This window comes from Clostridioides mangenotii TR (assembly GCF_000498755.1).
Lineage (GTDB): Bacteria > Bacillota > Clostridia > Peptostreptococcales > Peptostreptococcaceae > Metaclostridioides > Metaclostridioides mangenotii_A.
This window is the reverse complement of the sequence record NZ_AXUS01000001.1, coordinates 160,356-178,199: the sequence shown is the minus strand read 5'-3', so window position 1 is coordinate 178,199 and position 17,844 is coordinate 160,356. Positions and strand designations below refer to the sequence as shown.

At 29.6% G+C, this 17,844-nt stretch carries 15 protein-coding genes; 3 read left to right on the top strand and 12 right to left on the bottom strand.

Features of this window, described 5'->3' with window-relative positions:
* Positions 1-84 precede the first annotated feature (84 nt).
* Positions 85-726, bottom strand: coding sequence for a hypothetical protein (locus T473_RS0100805; protein ID WP_024620190.1), 642 nt, complete (start codon positions 724-726; stop codon positions 85-87).
* A 359-nt stretch (positions 727-1,085) separates the two neighbouring features.
* On the opposite strand from T473_RS0100805, the gene T473_RS0100800 reads away from it, so the two are divergent.
* Positions 1,086-2,747 (top strand): glutamine--tRNA ligase/YqeY domain fusion protein, encoded by a 1,662-nt coding sequence (locus tag T473_RS0100800; protein ID WP_024620189.1) that lies wholly within the window; start codon positions 1,086-1,088, stop codon positions 2,745-2,747.
* Between the two features lie 124 nt (positions 2,748-2,871).
* Here the strand turns inward: T473_RS0100800 and hisC are convergent, their stop codons facing one another.
* On the bottom strand, positions 2,872-3,954 hold the full coding sequence (gene hisC, locus T473_RS0100795; RefSeq protein WP_024620188.1) for a histidinol-phosphate transaminase: 1,083 nt from the start codon (positions 3,952-3,954) through the stop codon (positions 2,872-2,874).
* A gap of 226 nt (positions 3,955-4,180) precedes the next feature.
* Between hisC and T473_RS0100790 the strand changes: the two genes are divergently transcribed.
* Positions 4,181-4,444, top strand: a complete 264-nt coding sequence (locus T473_RS0100790) for a zinc ribbon domain-containing protein (protein WP_024620187.1) — start codon at positions 4,181-4,183, stop codon at positions 4,442-4,444.
* A gap of 12 nt (positions 4,445-4,456) precedes the next feature.
* The gene (locus T473_RS0100785; RefSeq protein ID WP_024620186.1) at positions 4,457-5,215 is read left to right on the top strand and encodes an N-acetyltransferase; all 759 of its coding nucleotides are present in this window, start codon (positions 4,457-4,459) and stop codon (positions 5,213-5,215) included.
* A gap of 80 nt (positions 5,216-5,295) precedes the next feature.
* On the opposite strand, the gene T473_RS0100780 is transcribed toward T473_RS0100785, so the two are convergent.
* The 10 genes from T473_RS0100780 to T473_RS0100730 all read right to left on the bottom strand — a co-directional run bounded on the left by T473_RS0100780 (position 5,296) and on the right by T473_RS0100730 (position 17,803).
* Complete coding sequence (locus tag T473_RS0100780; RefSeq protein WP_024620185.1) at positions 5,296-5,922, bottom strand: TetR/AcrR family transcriptional regulator; 627 nt, start codon at positions 5,920-5,922, stop codon at positions 5,296-5,298.
* A 330-nt stretch (positions 5,923-6,252) separates the two neighbouring features.
* Positions 6,253-6,894, bottom strand: a complete 642-nt coding sequence (locus tag T473_RS0100775; RefSeq protein WP_024620184.1) for a lactate utilization protein — start codon at positions 6,892-6,894, stop codon at positions 6,253-6,255.
* 332 nt (positions 6,895-7,226) lie between these two features.
* Positions 7,227-7,799 carry a class D sortase gene (locus T473_RS0100770; RefSeq protein WP_024620183.1) on the bottom strand — a complete coding sequence of 191 codons (573 nt, stop codon included), beginning with the start codon at positions 7,797-7,799 and terminating at the stop codon, positions 7,227-7,229.
* Between the two features lie 484 nt (positions 7,800-8,283).
* Positions 8,284-9,618 (bottom strand): SpaA isopeptide-forming pilin-related protein, encoded by a 1,335-nt coding sequence (locus tag T473_RS0100765; RefSeq protein ID WP_024620182.1) that lies wholly within the window; start codon positions 9,616-9,618, stop codon positions 8,284-8,286.
* 500 nt (positions 9,619-10,118) lie between these two features.
* Positions 10,119-11,747: an ABC-F family ATP-binding cassette domain-containing protein gene (locus T473_RS0100760; RefSeq protein WP_024620181.1), complete on the bottom strand. Its 1,629-nt coding sequence runs from the start codon at positions 11,745-11,747 to the stop codon at positions 10,119-10,121.
* Between the two features lie 92 nt (positions 11,748-11,839).
* Positions 11,840-12,859, bottom strand: a complete 1,020-nt coding sequence (locus T473_RS0100755; protein ID WP_024620180.1) for a molybdopterin-binding protein — start codon at positions 12,857-12,859, stop codon at positions 11,840-11,842.
* Positions 12,846-13,427, bottom strand: coding sequence for a molybdenum cofactor cytidylyltransferase (mocA, locus tag T473_RS0100750; RefSeq protein ID WP_024620179.1), 582 nt, complete (start codon positions 13,425-13,427; stop codon positions 12,846-12,848). The genes T473_RS0100755 and mocA overlap by 14 nt, the downstream gene beginning before the upstream one ends.
* Before the next feature lie 86 nt (positions 13,428-13,513).
* Positions 13,514-14,278 carry a selenium cofactor biosynthesis protein YqeC gene (gene yqeC, locus T473_RS0100745; RefSeq protein WP_038300099.1) on the bottom strand — a complete coding sequence of 255 codons (765 nt, stop codon included), beginning with the start codon at positions 14,276-14,278 and terminating at the stop codon, positions 13,514-13,516.
* 241 nt (positions 14,279-14,519) lie between these two features.
* Positions 14,520-16,301 (bottom strand): glycerophosphodiester phosphodiesterase, encoded by a 1,782-nt coding sequence (locus T473_RS0100740; RefSeq protein ID WP_024620177.1) that lies wholly within the window; start codon positions 16,299-16,301, stop codon positions 14,520-14,522.
* 416 nt (positions 16,302-16,717) lie between these two features.
* Positions 16,718-17,803 (bottom strand): hypothetical protein, encoded by a 1,086-nt coding sequence (locus tag T473_RS0100730; protein ID WP_024620176.1) that lies wholly within the window; start codon positions 17,801-17,803, stop codon positions 16,718-16,720.
* Between the last annotated feature and the right edge of the window lie 41 nt (positions 17,804-17,844).

The window sequence follows — 17,844 nt, the reverse complement described above, 5'->3', positions numbered from 1 at the left end:
TGAATACTTACAATTACCTATATTAATAAAAAAAATGAGCTATTCATAATTAATTGTATTAAAAAGAATAGCACATTATACTTTTTATCTTCCGTTATTTAAAAAATCTAGCACACTTCCAATTTCCATCTCTAAATCTAAATTTAACTTATTATCTTTTACAGTGACTTTATTTAGTTTTGCTGGGTAAACATAACTTTTATCTACAATTATTTTATTGTCTTTTATCCTAAAATCTTTATTTGCTTGAATATAATTTAAAGATTTTTCAAAGAAACTATTGCTGATTGGTAGTTTACCTACATGTATATCCTTTATTTCAAATATTAGGTCCTCACCTTGTATTTCTGGAATTAATTCAAAGTCTACTTGTGTTTGTATAAATCCCTTTACCTTATACGGAACTTTTACCGAGATAGAATCGTCTACTATTTTAACTTCATTGTACATTAACTCATCAACCCCTGATTTAAGTAAAACAGTATAGACAATATCTTTTAGATCTTTATTGCCAATATTTACTTCTCCTTTTAACCTTGTAGGATTTTTAAGTATCTCCATTTCTCCAATATTTGATTTTTTAACTATGTCTTCAATTGTCATAGTTTTACTACCACTGTAATCAATTTCTGCTTTTTCTGAAGGAGATAATAAATACAACATTATACCCCCAAGCACCAAAAGTACAACTATTATATAAGATATTCCTTTAATAAACTTTCTCATAAGATTCTCCTTAACTTATAATTACATAAACCATGCTATTTTTAAATTTGTAATCTATATTTTTAACATTATATACATAATACTACAAATTATCAATACGCACTAGCTTGAATGAATAGAGCTTAAAGTAAAACCATATGCTATAATTATTAATTGAAATATAAAATAGCTTTTAATTAAATTCTAAACACTTTCGATGCAATCAGTGTGTTATTTTAGTATAAAAAAGCATTTTTAGCTGAATACTTTAATTATATCTTTATTTTTTCCAATATTGAATTAGAATTAGTATTATGGAATGAAATGAAATATATTGTTATATTTCAATATAAATAAATTTTTAAGGAGGTTATTATAATATGTCAAATGAAACAACTTCGTCAAACTTTATAAAAAATATAATTTTAGACGACTTAGAGACTGGAAAGCACAAAAGTATTATAACTCGTTTTCCTCCAGAGCCAAATGGATATTTACATATTGGACATGCAAAAAGTATTTGTCTAAATTTTGGTCTTGCTGAGGAATTTAAAGGAAAAGTAAATTTAAGATTTGATGATACTAATCCTGTTAAAGAGGATGTAGAGTATATAAACTCAATACAAGAGGATATCGAATGGTTAGGATTTGAATGGGATGAACTTTTATTCGCATCAAACTACTTTGATGAAATGTACAAAAGAGCTTTAGTTTTAATAAATAAAGGCAAGGCATATGTAGATGATTTAACTGCCGATGAGATAAGAGAGCATCGTGGTACTCTTACTGAGCCTGGTAAAAATAGCCCTTACAGAGATAGATCTATTGATGTGAACTTAGATCTTTTTACAAAAATGAGAGATGGTGAATTTGAAAACGGTCAAAAAGTTTTAAGAGCCAAAATCGATATGTCATCTCCTAATATAAACTTTAGAGATCCAGTAATATATAGAATTTCTCACGTTGATCATCACAATACTGGAGATAAATGGTGCATATACCCTATGTACGCATTTGCACATCCACTAGAAGACGCTATTGAAGGAATAACACATTCTTTATGTTCACTAGAGTTTGCAGATCAAAGACCTCTTTACGATTGGTTCGTAAAGGAATGTGAAATGGAAAAAGTCCCAAGGCAGATAGAGTTTGCAAGACTTAATATGAACAATACTGTTATGAGTAAGAGAAAACTAAAATTATTAGTTGATAACGATGTTGTTGATGGATGGGATGACCCTAGAATACCAACTATATCGGGACTTAGAAGAAGAGGTTATACTTCAGAATCTATACGTAATTTCTGTGAGGAGATAGGTGTTTCTAAGGTTAACTCTCAAGTTGATAGCCAAATGCTCGATTTCTTCTTACGAGAAGATCTACAAAGCAGAGCTCCTCTTGCTATGGGAATTTTGAAGCCCCTTAGATTAGTTATTACTAATTACCCTGAAGACAAAGTTGAAATGTTAGAAATAGAAAACAATGCTAAAGATGAAACTCAAGGAAAGAGACTTGTTCCTTTCTCTAGAGAATTGTATATAGAGCAAGATGACTTTATGGAGGAACCTATAAAAAAATACTTTAGGTTGTTCCCAGGAAATGAAGTTCGCCTAAAGGGCGCTTATTTTGTAAAGTGTAATGATTTTATAAAAGATGAAAATGGAAATGTTGTAGAAGTTCATTGTACTTACGATCCTGAGACTAAGAGTGGTTCTGGATTTACTGGTCGTAAGGTAAAATCTACTATTCATTGGGTTGATGCCAATGATTCTAAACCTTGTGAGTTTAGATTATTTGAACCATTAATCTTGGATGACGCTCCAGAAAATGAAGGCAAGCACTTCTTAGACCAAATAAATCCTAATTCTATTGATATAGTACAAGGTTTTGTTGAGTCTGTTCAAATAAAAGATGCTAAACCTTTCGATAAATTTCAACTTGTTAGAAATGGATTTTTCAGTATAGATAATAAATACACTACAGAGGACAAACTTGTATTTAATAGAGTCGTTCCACTTAAAAGCTCATTTAAAACTAAGTAAAATACAAACAAAATTTATCGATTTTATATTTAAAGGCTGGTAAGTAGAATATTTAGCATGATTTAACTGTTGCAAGATCTAGCAATTAAAGTAAGGCTATCTCACTGATGAGATAGCCTTACTTCTATTTATTTAATACATCTTTCAAAGCATTTATAAACTTTTTATTTTGCTCTATAGTTCCTATTGTTACACGAACGTGTGTCTTACTTGGTCGTATTACAAACCCTTTTTTCTTTAAATCTTCGAATAATTTATCTATGTCTGTCATCATATCTACATATAAAAAGTTTGCCTGAGAATCTACTACATCAAATCCCATTTTTATAAATTCTTTTTTTAAGTATACCTTTCCTTCTTTATTTACATTGTAAGTCTCGATTAAGAATTCCTCATCATCCAAAGCAGCTACTGCACCACTTATAGCGATTCTGTTTGCAGCAAATGTTTCTCTAACCATAAATAAACTTTTGATTATTTCTGGGTTTGCAATTGCATAACCTACTCTCAATCCAGCCAATCCATAAATTTTAGAGAAAGTTCTTACTACAACAACGTTTTTATTATCTTTTACATAGTCTGCTGAATCTTTGTAATTTTTATCTTCTATAAATTCTATATACGCTTCATCTATAACTGTTATCACATTTTCCGGAACTTTTTTGATAAAATCATCCAACTCTTTATCGTCTAAGAGAGTTCCAGTTGGATTGTTTGGATTGCATATAAATATTGCTTTTGTCTTAGAATTAATTTTTTCTAAAATTCCATCTAAATTGTACTTGTAGTCGGGAGTAAGCGGAACTTCTACAGGTATTCCTTCATTTTTTATTATTGCAGTTCTATAAGATGGAAAAGATGGGCTACAGTAGATTACTTCTTCATCTTTATTTACAAATCCCTCACCTAAAAGTGTTATTATATTATCTGCTCCATTTGCTATTATAAAGTTATCTTGTTTAAGACCTAAACTAAATGCTAGCTTTCTTCTAAGATCATTTGCCTCTGGATCGGGATATAGATGCGATATATCTAACATGTCTTTCATTGCCTTTATAGCTTTTGGTGATGCCCCTAATGGGTTTTCATTTGAAGCTAGTTTTATTATCTCATCCACTCCATATTTCTCTTTAACTTTCTCTATAGGCTCACCTGGAATATACTGGTTCAAGTCCTTAACTGTATTTCTAAGCAATTTTTCAATCATACTAATCCTCCAATTTATTTTCTAATAGTTTTTAAATCTAATTTACTCTCTAAAGTTCATTTACTTGTAGAAAAATTTATGTGACTAGTACAATGTATAATCTTACTACGATTTTTATGCTAAAAAAATTAATTTCTATGTTAATCAATTATTTATTTTAATAAGACATATATTGTCATATTTTTGTGATATCATGATAATAAATAAATTATAAGGGGGATTAAATATGAATATGAAATTTTGTCAATCTTGTGCAATGCCTATGAATGAAGTAGATTTTTGTGGAAAAAATAAGGATACTTCTCTAAACGAAGATTATTGTAAATATTGTTATGATAATGGTGAATTTACATCAGATGTGACTATGGAACAAATGATTGAGATTTGCATCCCACATATGGTGTCAGGAAATTCTGAAATGACGGAAGAAGAAGCTAGAAAAATGATGAATGGTTTTTTACCAACCTTAAAGCGTTGGAATTCTAACTAAGGAGAAAATATTGTGCCTATAATTGATGTAAATGTAGAGAATTTAGAAAATGAACACATATGTTGTGCTATATCTGAAAAAAAGGGAGAAACATGTGTATCTTCTAAAAAGTCTTGGATGGCACAAAGATTTAATGATGGGCTTGTTTTTAAAAAACTAAACGAGCGTGGAAAAGTTTTAATTGAGTATATTCCAGCTGAAAAAGCTTGGTGTCCTATAGATGCTAATAACTTTATACATATTAACTGTTTTTGGGTTTCAGGAAAATTCAAAGGACAAGGTTATGCTAATGAACTTCTTAATGAATGTATTTTAGATGCAAAGTCTAAGGGGAAAGATGGTTTAACTGTAATCTCATCAAAGAAAAAAATGCCTTTTTTATCTGATCCTAAGTACCTAAAGTATAAAGGCTTTATATGTGCAGACTGCGCAGATCCACACTTCGAACTTCTTTACCTTCCTTTCAGGGAAGATGTAGTAGTACCAAAATTCAAAAAATGTGTTAGTAAATATATAGATAATAAAAATGGATTTGTTTTGTACTACGCTAATCAATGTCCTCATACTGATAAATACGCTCCTATTATCAAAGAAATTGCCGATAATAGAAATATAAAATTTGAATTAGTAAAGATTGAAACTACTGACGAAGCTCAAAGTGCTCCATCTCCTTTTACAAGCTACAGCTTATTTTACAACGGAGAATTTGTTACAAATGAAATACTTAGTGAAAAGAAATTCAATAAACTTTTAAACGATATTGGTATTTAATATTTATTAGTATCGCTATTTAATAAAAGACGACCTTTAAGTAAGTAAAGTAAAGGTCGTCTTTTAAAATTTCCAATCGTTCAATTCTCTAACTTAACCAAATAATTATCTGAAAAAGATGATATATGTTTTTTTATCAATTCTCTTATCCTTTTTTCATCGGATGGTCTATAATCGAATTTATAAAATAATAGAAAAAGAGGTGCGTAAAACTGTAAAGCCATTATATGCGGATCTGCATCTTTAAGCACACCCTTTTCTTTTAATCCCCTAAACAATTCTACCTCGGTGTTCAAAGGACCATCTATAAAAATTCCATTATATATTTTTGACATATTTAAATCTGAATACTGCTGTATCGTAAGCATTTTTCTAAACTTAGACACAACCTCATCGTTTAAATACATATCAAAAATTTCAAAACATAAATCTTCTAATCTCTGAAATGACATATTTGCATACTCTTTTATAGCATAACTGCCCATTGGAACAGGCATTTTTTTGTAAACCGCGTCAACTCTATGTGTAACTTCTTTTATTATTGCTTTGAATATATCTTTTTTAGTGCTGAAAAATTTATAGACATAATCTTCATTTAGACCCATCTCTTCTGCTATATCACTTATTGCCACACCGTCATATCCACGTACAGAAAATAGTTTTAGTGATTCATCAAGAACAATATCATGAGTAATTATCTTTTCCATGATGACCTCCTTATTTACATTAAAAATATTAATTATAACTAAAGCACTAACCCTTCATTTGCTATCATTTGATTTTAAATGACGGCTTTATAAATCTCTTACTTTTCAAAAAAAGCTGTATAGTATAAGCACTATACAGCTCTAAAAAATGAGATATTTACTAGCTAGTTTTTTACTTAAAACTGTATTAAAAAGTGGAAAACGAAATAGTTCCCCAAAATATCAAAATTACTTATAAATATTATACTAATCGTAAAATTAACTCAACTGATAAATTATCTTAAAACTTTTGTATTTCATATTAAATAGATAAATAAAATACTTAATTTATTAATATCCATAACTTTCATTTAGGAAAATTACATGTATTCTTCCTTTAGCTCTCTGCATTTTTATTGTCGTGTACTCGCAACAAATTCTACCTTCACTTGAACAATCTATACATTTACCTGTAACTTCACAAGGAGTTTTAATTCCAAGTCGTTTCGTATTTGCTGGAGCAGCAATATTCTTTACTCTTTCAATCGCTTCTGCTTCGTTTTTAACGATTTTATTTACTCCGGCTATAATTATAACCTTATCTGGTCCGTAAAGCATGGCAGCTACCCTATTTCCATTACCATCTACATTGTAAAGCTCACCGTCTTCAGTTATAGCATTTGTGCTTGTAAAATATACATCTGATAAAAGAGACTGCCTAAATATATTTTTCATGTCATCGCCATTAAGCCCGTCAGCATATCTATCTAGTAATTTGTATCTGTCTGTTCTTAAATAGTCTATTAAGCCTGTTTCAAAGAGTGTCATAGATCCACCTATACCTACAGTAGCCCCTTGATCAACTAGCTCTTCAATTTTTTGTATGAGTTCTTCCTTGCCTTTAACTAGGTAGCCATTCATGTTATTTTTTTCTAGTGCTTTAATAGTTCTCTCGATTTTTTTTTCGTTTACAAAATTAAGATTCTTATCCACTTATATCTCCCCCATATTTTACTATTTATTGTATTTTATTCTTTAGTATTATAATGTACATTTGTTGTTGAAATTCATTCTTAGCTTCAGTAAAATTTCTCTATACTACTATATTAACATAATTTATATTTTAAATTATGTTAATATAGAAATTTTTTGTATACATAAAAAATTAAATAATACTTACATTTATTATCGTTAATAATTTATTTTTTAATATTTCATAGTTTCAGATTTTATCCCCATGAAAGGCTCAAACAATCCTTATACAGCCACATAGGATAGTTACTACAAAGACTGCTTAATCTAATAATTAATTAAGTAGCAACTTTTTAATTCACTTGATCTCCAACTTTCAAAGCAGTTAAAACTACTCTTTTTTTACCGCCTTTAACACATGTTACAATAGTAATCTTATCTTCTGGTGTGTTATCTAATACTTCTACTTGAGTTGCTTCAACCTCTTTTTTTACATCAACTTTATAATCAAATTTTCCATTTAAAGTTTGTATCTCTATTAAATCCCCTGTTTCAATTTCATCAACTCTATTAAAAAACTCTCCGTATGTATACTGTCTATGACCCGCAATTGCAAAATTCCCATTTTCCCAAGGCATTGGTGTCCCTTCAAAATGACCGACTGCACGTCTAAGAGTCTTCATATCAGTCCCTTCCTTTATAATTACTTTTAGATCTATTTTAGGTATGCTTATTATACCTATTCCGTCATTGAGATCGACTGATCCATTGGTTTTTCCTTTTTTCTTTTCCAATATAACCTCTTCGAATTTATCTATAGATTTATTATTTTCTTTATTTGTATCCCATCTTGCATAGAATGAAAATCCTATTAACCCTATTCCTATTGCTATTACAATAATTCCTATTAGTCTTTTTATATTCATATCTCAGTTGTTACTGAAAGCATTAAATTCTGTTTCAAGCTTTTAATATATCTTCCTTGTAACTTCCTTTCTTTATTTAATAATATTTTATTTCCGGATTATATTATCTAATAACAGTTACTAAAAACCTCATCTTCCAACGCAGCATTATAATAGTATTTATTAAGGGTATATTATCCTTTTTTCTGCGTACGAATTTCATATTTATTCAATTTATTACTAAATATATTTTTACAAATTAAGTATACCATATAACCAATATTACTCAAATCTGTATTATTTTTAAAAGTTCTTTCTAAAATACATTTGTAATCTATATTAATACTAATTAAAATAACCTTGTGTTAAAATATAATAGTTTTAACACAAGGTTATTTTCTTTATAGTAGTATTACTAATTTTATTTTTATTTAATGTTATAAAAAGATTCTATCTAATTAGAATAGATAACTTTAAATATCTTTAATCCTGTATCTATTTTTAACTATGCTTTTTTAACTCTAAATAGATATACTCCTAAACCTACCATAGATAATCCGGCAAACAAGATGCCTGCGCTTCCTAGAATTCCTCCTGTTTGAGGCAAAGTTGCTGGTTTTTTTATGTTTAGTCCAGTAAGCTTTCCATTGTTATTCGTATTTCCAGAATTTTTATTGTTTCCTCCTGTTTCTGTACCAGGTGGATATTCACCATTTTTATAATTAACTGATTTTACAACAACTAATTCTCCTTTTTTAATTTGGAATTCAATCTTTTTACTGTCTAATCTATATCCCTCTGGAGCTTTTGTCTCTACGAATATATATTTCCCTGGTTTTAAATTCTTAATTGTTATCTTTCCATTCCTATCTGTAATTAATCCTTCTTCTATCATATTTTCTTTATAATCTAGCAATTTAAACTCAGCACCTGGTATATTGTAATCGCTTTTGTAATCTACAGCAACAAGCATAACACTTCCTGTATTAGGTTTTATCATTTCTTCCTTATCATTCTCTTTAACTAAATTTATAGTTGCTTGCTGTCCGCTTTTTATTTCAAAGAAGATTTTCATTGAATCTAGTACATAACCATCAGAAGCTTTTGTTTGAACAAAGTTATAATTCCCTGGCTTTAAATCTTTAACAGTGATTATTCCATCACCATTAGTAGTCAATCCTTCTCTAATCATATTTCCATCTTCATCTAATAGATCAAATATAGCCCCAAATAATTTGTTCTTATCTATAGAATCTACAGTTGTTAATATAACATCTGTATTTCCAGTTGACTTATCCGATGTTTTGTCTACATTTTTTTCACCAATGTTTGAAAATGCTTCCTCATTAACAATTTTGATATTATATATATCAGAACCTATACCAAAATTAATTTTATAATCTCCAGGTTTGTCTACTACTTTAGGATTAAATATAGTATTAAACGTAAATACACCCTTAATATCATTATTCTTCTCAATATAATTGCTTTGATCAGTAAAATGCACTGTAACTTTACCATCAGTAGTTACATTAAGTGTACCCAAATCAATACCTTCTGAAGTCAGTATGTTGGAATTAAGATCGTTCTCTATCTTTAACTCCTCTGGAATATTAAACGTCTCTTTGAAATCCTTTTCCTTACTCTTTATAGACCATTTGTACTCAAGTGTCACTGCTTCAGATGATCCCCATACATGTTTTTCAGTTGAATCACTATGAATTAATTTCGCTGAGTCAAGTATACTTTTTTTCTCATCCGCGCTTACTGGATTTGTGACTGCTATAATATTGCTAAGTATTAAGCAAATTGTTAGTGAAATTGCCAATAATTTCTTCATTTCATCCCCCCTTAAATTTCCAAAATAGTTATATATAGTAAGTATAACATAATTGGTAGGGTTAAAAATCCATTCTTTTTATTTAGAAAACTTTATAATACAGATCCTAAATACTATTCTAGTTTCGAATATAATTCATATAATTCTCTAAATTTTGTATCGAATTTTAATTAAATATTGATAAACTTCTACATATTACGTAATCTTTTTTTATATGACGTTTGTAAATTTAAAAACAAAATAATATATTTTTTTGTTAAGATAAAGTATTAGTATCTATTTCAATTCAATACAAAACTATTAACCACCATAATTAATCAAAAACACATTCTAATACTATAAAATGGCATATTAAATAAAAGCAATAGAATCTTTTAATTACATAAAAAAATACCTCCCATATAATCATAGTGCAAAATATTGACACATATTTTGTCACATTAGATTATATAAAAAGGTATTTTTAAAATCTATATAATGTACATCAAATACTATTCAGACTACTTCTTAGCATCTCCATACATCTCTTTTAACTGTTTCTGAATATCATCATTATCTAGGTACTCATCAAAATCCATAGTTTTGTCCATAAGACCACTTGGAGTAATCTCAATAATTCTTGAAGCTAGAGTAGAAATAAATTGATGGTCATGAGAAGTAAATAGAAGTACTCCTGGGAACTTCTCAAGCCCCTTATTCACTGATGTTATACTCTCAAGGTCTAAGTGATTTGTTGGATCATCTAATACTAGCACATTCGCATTAGATAACATTAACTTAGAAAGCATACATCTTACTTTTTCTCCTCCAGATAAAACTTTAGCTTCTTTTAGAGCTTCTTCTCCAGAGAATAGCATTCTCCCTAAGAAACCTCTTATAAAGCTTTCACTTTTTTCCTCTGAGAACTGTCTTAACCAATCCACTAGTGAGTAACTTACACCATCGAAGAATTTATTATGGTTCTTTGGTAGATAGTCTTGTGTAGTAGTAACTCCCCATTTGAAGCTTCCGCTATCTGGTTCCATCTCACCCATAAGTATATTAAGTAAAGCAGTAGTTGATAATTCATCACCTAGGAATACGACTTTATCGTCATTTGATAATCTAAATGATACATCATCTAATACTTTAACTCCGTCTATTGTCTTTGTTAAATTGTGAACTTCTAGTACTTCGTTACCGATATCTCTGGCTGGAGTAAATCCAACATATGGATATCTTCTTCTAGAAGGTTGAATGTCATCAAGCTCTAATTTATCTAATTGTTTCTTTCTAGATGTAGCTTGCTTTGCCTTAGAAGCATTTGAGCTAAATCTCGCGATGAACTCTTTTAATTGAGCTATCTTTTCTTCAGTCTTTTTATTTTGATCTTTTGAAAGTTGTAATGCCAATTGACTTGATTCGTACCAGAAGTCGTAGTTACCTACGTACATTTGGATTTTACCAAAGTCTACGTCTACTATGTTTGTACATATCTTGTTTAAGAAATGTCTATCATGCGAAACTATGATTACAATTGAATCTTCAAGATCCATTATGAAGTCATTTAACCAGTTGATTGATTTGAAATCCAAGTGGTTAGTCGGCTCATCCATTAGTAGTATTTCTGGTTTACCAAATAGAGATTGAGCTAATAATGCCTTTACTTTCTCTCCCCCAGTTAATTCCTTCATTAATTTGTGGTGCATGTCTTTGTTTATTCCAAGACCCATTAGTATTTTTTCTGCATTAGTCTCTGCATCCCATCCATCTAGTTCAGCAAATTCTCCTTCTAGCTCTGCAGCTTTTATACCATCTTCTTCACTGAAATCTTCTTTCATGTATAGAGCATCTTTTTCGCTCATTATATTCCAAAGTCTTTCATGACCTCTAATTACCACATTTATAACTGTTTCTTCTTCGTATTCGAAGTGATCCTGCTTAAGTACTGACATTCTCTCTTTATCTGTAATAGAAACATTACCATTATTTGGCTCTATTTCACCAGATAATATTTTTAAGAACGTAGATTTTCCTGCACCATTAGCTCCGATTATCCCGTAACAGTTACCTTTTGTAAATTTTAAATTAACATCTTTAAATAATTCTTTATCACCAAATCTTAGACCTACATCCGTAACTTGTAACATTAATGATATTTCCTTTCTTCTTTTTATATTTACGCAACGTTATTATCATATAATAAATATAGGATTAAGTCAAGGCGCAAGCCTTAATATCACTATATTTTCGCGAAGTTACATGCAGGGTAAGTACATACCTCACAATTCATACATAATCCACCATGACCGTAAGCTGCTATATCTCTTTTTGTAAGCTTTTCATCTATTAATAGTCTAGGTAAAACAACATCAAATACTGTTATTTTACTGTACATTCCACATCCTGGTATACCTACTATTGGTACTTCTCCATAGTATGCAAGTAAGAACATAGCCCCTGGCAGTATTGGAGATCCATAAGTTACAAGATCGGCGCCAGTATCTTTTATAGCTGTAGGAGTTACGTCATCTGGATCTACACTCATCCCACCAGTACAGCATACAAGTTCAGCCCCTTGATCTATAAAGTCTTTTATAGCTTTTGTTATGACTTCTTTATCATCTGGACAGATTGTTTGTCCGATAACTTCACATCCGAAATCTTTAACCTTTTTATCTATAACTGGACCGAATCTGTCTTTTATTCTCTCATAAAATACTTCATTCCCTGTAGTAACTATACCAACTTTTTTAGGCTTAAACGGAACTACATTTACTATTTTTCTATCTCCAACAACTTCTTTTGCTTCTTTAAGTTTATCCTCGTGTATAAGGAGAGGTATTACTCTAGTTCCAGCAACTTTCAACCCTTTTTTTACCACAAAATTATCGTGAAGAGTAGCCATCATAATCTCATCTACATAGTTTAAATCGAATAAAGCTACTTTATCTATTTTAAGCAATCCATCACAAGCTGCAAAGAAATCTATCTTTCCTTCTTTTAGCTCAGAAAACTCTAGATTCTCACCAGCTGCTAGTTCCTTTAAAAATATTGCTCCATCGTTTTCGTGAACCATTCCTTCTTCTTTTTCCCACACATAAAGGTGATCTTTACCTAGTGATAAGAGTACCGGAATATCCTCTTCACTTACAACATGTCCTTTTTTAAACTTTCTTCCCTTAAATTCTCCAGGAATTATCTGAGTTATATCGTGTAGCAAAACTTGACCAACTGCATCAACTGTATTAATTAACTTCATCTTTATTTCCTCCCAACCTTTTGTAGTCTTCTCTTGTGTCAATATCAAGCAACATCTTTTCAGGTACTTCTAAGTATTTTATTTTGGATGATTGAACTATCACTTTTTTGCCTTTTTCATCATTTTGTAAATTCATTAGCTCTCCCTTTTTATTACATGGAAAAATGACTGGATTTCCAGTTATTCCATTGCTCCTCGGCATCACAATATATTCAGGGTAATTTTCGAATTCTTTAACTAGTTCTTTTAAATAAAAAATATCAATAAAAGGCTGATCCGCTACAAAAAACATATAACCCTTGGAATCCACAACATTATTTAATCCCAATTTTATGGACTCACTCTGACCTACTTCAGCATTTTTATTGTTTACAATCTTAAAATTATATTTATCACTTAGTTTAAAAATTTCTTCATACTGGCTAACTACGACTACATCGTCAAAATCCATCTCTTTAACTGCTCTAAATACATTTTCAGCCAAAATAGAATTGCCGTACCTTAACAGCAATTTATTCTCACCCATCCTTCTGGATAATCCAGAAGCCATAATAATCGCACTTATCATATTATATCATCCTCATAATTCTACATAATTATATTAAAATACATTATAGTATTTATTTCAACTATATTTCTACATTTAAGTATAGTTTATTTGTATAGTGTACATGTATTTTGCTTAATACTCCCAAAATACAGCTTTATATTTTCATCTTTTTCTATAATTGTTTTCATAATTTCTCTTGCTATAGCTTCTCTTCCATTATTTTCAACTTTGTTTATAAATAGTACTCTTTCCCCTTTTGAGTTTTTAAATAGAGCTTTTTTATTTAATACTATCTTCACTAGATCAGACACATCTACATCTTTGTTTAATCTTTTATATAAATTGTTTTTATATCCTATTTGATCTATAAATTTATCTAATCTGTGTATATTCTCTTCATTTATCTTCATCTTGTAAGAGGTAATATCTAATATACCAATAGTTTTTGTGGTATTTTCATATACTAAAGGTTCGTTGTCGTTCCATCCCTTTAGTTTCTTTTTCTTTGATCCATCACCCTCAATCAAGATCAAATCAAATTTATCCTCAAGCTTTTTTAGATCATCAAAATCGATTCCTACAATTTTATTGTCTTCATTAATACATTTACCGCATACTGTAATGCCTGTTTCAAAATCTAAATTTGAAAGTTCCTCTTCATAAATATCATCCAGCAAAATCATATTTTCATAAGAACCTTCAGACGGAACAAATATTTTTGTAGTAGTAGTTAAAAGAACTTTAGATTTATTCCTGTATATTTGTGCTATCGAATCTATAAATGATGTCTTTCCCCCCGCCCCTACTACGGTTATTATTTCTTTTTTATCCATACCGCTTTTTAAATCAATTAAACTATCTAAACTCATAAACATCCCTCTATTTCCTTAATTTAATCCAATATATAAATTAAATTTATTTTCGTTATTCTATAATATACATCATAAATTACGTCAATTATCATATCTAACTGTTCATAGATTTTCCTATCATTACCTCTAACTCTCTCATAAAAAGGCCTCCTATTAGAGATATATTTTAAATATGCTACTGAAATTTATGTAAAAATAAAGATTAATAACTTTACACTCAAATTTTATAGAGTTTAATTTAACTAATTAATTCGAATATAAAACTTATTAATCTATTTGCATAAGTCGGAGAATTAGTCTCATCCTCTATAACCCTATTTAATAGAGTCATATTGTCAGTTATAATTCCATCTACATTGAGGAATATCATATTATTTATAACCTCTTCATCATTAACAGTCCACACAAAAACTTTTTTACCTAACTTGTGAGCTTTATTTACAAACCTACCTTCTGTACTAGTGTATTCTACAGTAAAGAAATCTGCCCTAATGGACGGCATACCCGCTAAATTATACGGAAGTATGTAACCTACATTCAGCTCAGGTGATTTCTCTTTTAATTCAGTTACAACTTTACAGTCTAATGACTGCACTATATGCTTGTTCTCTAATATGTTTTCTTTATATCTTTTTATAAATAAATCTACAATATCATCACTTGTGAATTTATTTGTTTTAATCTCTATCAAAAGTTTTTGATTTTTTAGTTTAGCTTCTTTTAAGTAATCATCAAAGCTTGGTATCTTAGCTTCAAATCCATTCTCACGTATAGTTATTTTTTCAAGCTCTTTTAAAGTAAGCTTGGAGGTATTCACTTTTAATCCAGCTAGTTTCTTGAGAGATTTGTCGTGCATAACTACGAATTTATGATCCTTAGTTTCCTGTATATCCATCTCTACATAGTCTGGACCGTAACCAACTATAGTATTTAATGATTCTATTGTATTCTGAACACCATTCCTCAAACTAACTCCTCTGTGAGAAATTGTCATAGGTTTTGATGTCAAAAGTCCCTGCATATACTCGAAGTTAAAAAATAAAACACCAGCTAAAGTTATAAGCACACTTATTCTAATCAAAATATCAATAATTTTTATTTTACTGTATTTATCTTTATGGTACTTTAGACTATTATTCGGTCGGTATTTAATCGCTTTACTTTTAAATAAAATTTCAAGTATAATCTCAAAAAAGTAAACAGTTACATATGCCATTAAAACAATCGCTATAAGCTGAATAAAAAGTAGAGATACTACTGCACTGTAAAGCGCGAAATCAGGTAAGTTATTATCAAAAAATACTTGCATTTGGTAAATTAAAAAAAAGACTAAAATCACTACAAATACAAAAGCTACGACTACTGACATAAACTTAAAAATAATTTTAAGAATTTTACCTTTTGTGATATACCAACTCTCAACTACTGCTGATTTTATAGTATTCTTTTTTAAAATCAAAAGCGGTAAAACTAATACCAATCTAATTGCAAGGTAGAACATCGCAATATAGAAAATAGCGAGCAGTGCTATAAATATAAACTTTCCCTCAAATATGTAATCGATAATAAAATTTGGAATAGCGACTTTTGATAACAATGCTGTTGTATACCCTAGACCACTAAATGGAAGTATTAGTAAAAAATAAAATATAAAGAATACAAAAGATCCCGGCGAAACTTTACTAATTTGATCTACAGTTAACGCTAAAATCTTCACAATTTTTATATCTTTATCCATCCTTATGTAGTAGACACTTAAAAGTAAAAATGTAAATTCTAGAAATACCGTTATTATCACTATAGAAAATACTGTTAATAATCCCAATAATGCTATAGGATGATTTAAAAGTATATCTTTTATATTCGTATACGATATGTAAGATATCCCACTTATATCTAGTATAAATGTTGTAACACTTGAAAGTATCGGAATCAAAATTAGAAGTATTATTAAACTTGGTATAGATACTACTTCTAAATATTTGATTAAATTTTTAAAAAACAATTTTATATTTAACATTTTAAATACCTTTTATTTTCTCTAAATAGTTGTATTTCATATTTTACATCTGTGCCAGTTTATAAACTACATCTAATAAGATATTGCAGCCTACTCTATATCTTTAATGTCATTCAACTCCTCTGAGCAGTGGCTATCTCCATTAATACTATGTACAGTTCTATTGTATTTTGTATTCTTTTTCTGTTTACATTCAAACTATCACTCCCCCCTTTATTTAAATATAAAATCCAGCTCGATAAATATCGAGTACTTGTATTTGCTCAATTTATAGTTTCTTTAAATATCTATTCTAAAAAAATCTCTTTAAATTATACTACTACAAAATATAATAAAAATAAATAGAGGAGCTGTCTCAAAAAATCATTTTGATACAGCTCCTTTTAATTCATCAGCTTTAGTCGATCGATATTTTATTAAACAGTGACTTTTACTGTATCCAACTTTCTTCCAAGTGCCTTTGGCTTACATACTGATATACATAGTCCGCAGTATCTACATTCTTTCTCATCTAACTCCATATTCTCATTTAACTTTCTAGCTTGATATGCACAGACTTTTTCGCACATTCTACATCTAACACATTTGTCTTCTTCAAAAGTAAACTCAAAACTCTCTCTCTCGTTTGCAACACCCATGTGTTTGTGAACTACATGGCGAGCATTTTCAATGCTTCCATATCCTAATCTATCTAAATTCATATTTAGATCTTTGTGGATTTTAGCAATTACTTCCGGTCCTTTTAATATAACTACCGAGCATATTCCAACAAAGTCGGCACCAGCCATAATCATCTCCAAAGCATCATCTCCGCTTACACATCCTCCAAGACCTATTATAGGTATACTTATCTTTTGTCTTATTTCATATATTTTATGAAGCGTTATTGGTTTTATAACATCTCCACTTAACCATCCAAATCCATCTCCACCTAAAAGAGGTCTCCCTGTTTCTATATCGATTCTAAAAGCAGGTCCTACAGAATCACAAGCTGTTATAGCTTCTGCTCCTGCTTCTTCTAATGATTTACATAGATTTGTTATATCATGAGCCATTGGTGGCAGTTTAACAATTACTGGTATTTTTACTTTGGATTTTGCATCTTTAAGCATCGGTATAAGATCGTTATAATCGTAAGAAACCAATTCTATAAAATCTGCTCCTGCTTCTTCCACTTTTTTTACTAGCTCACTACTCTCCTCAAGAGTATGACCAATTGATGCTATACATACAGTCCCATCTTCCTTCATCTTTGGAATCTCGAAATCTATCCATTGATCTGGTTCAAAGTCAGTCCATTTTTCATTATTTATTAGTGCGTTATTTGTGTTTCTAACCATATGTGGAGCTGGGTTTATAGCTCTTGATTTCCTTATAGTTTTAGTAACCACTGCACCAGCACCTGCATCGCTAAGTATCTTACATCCTTCAGCACTATAAGTTAAAGGCCCTGATCCTATTATTAACGGTGATTTTAAATTTTTCCCTAAAAAATTATACATAATATGCCTCTTTTCTCATCTTTATCGATATATATTTATAA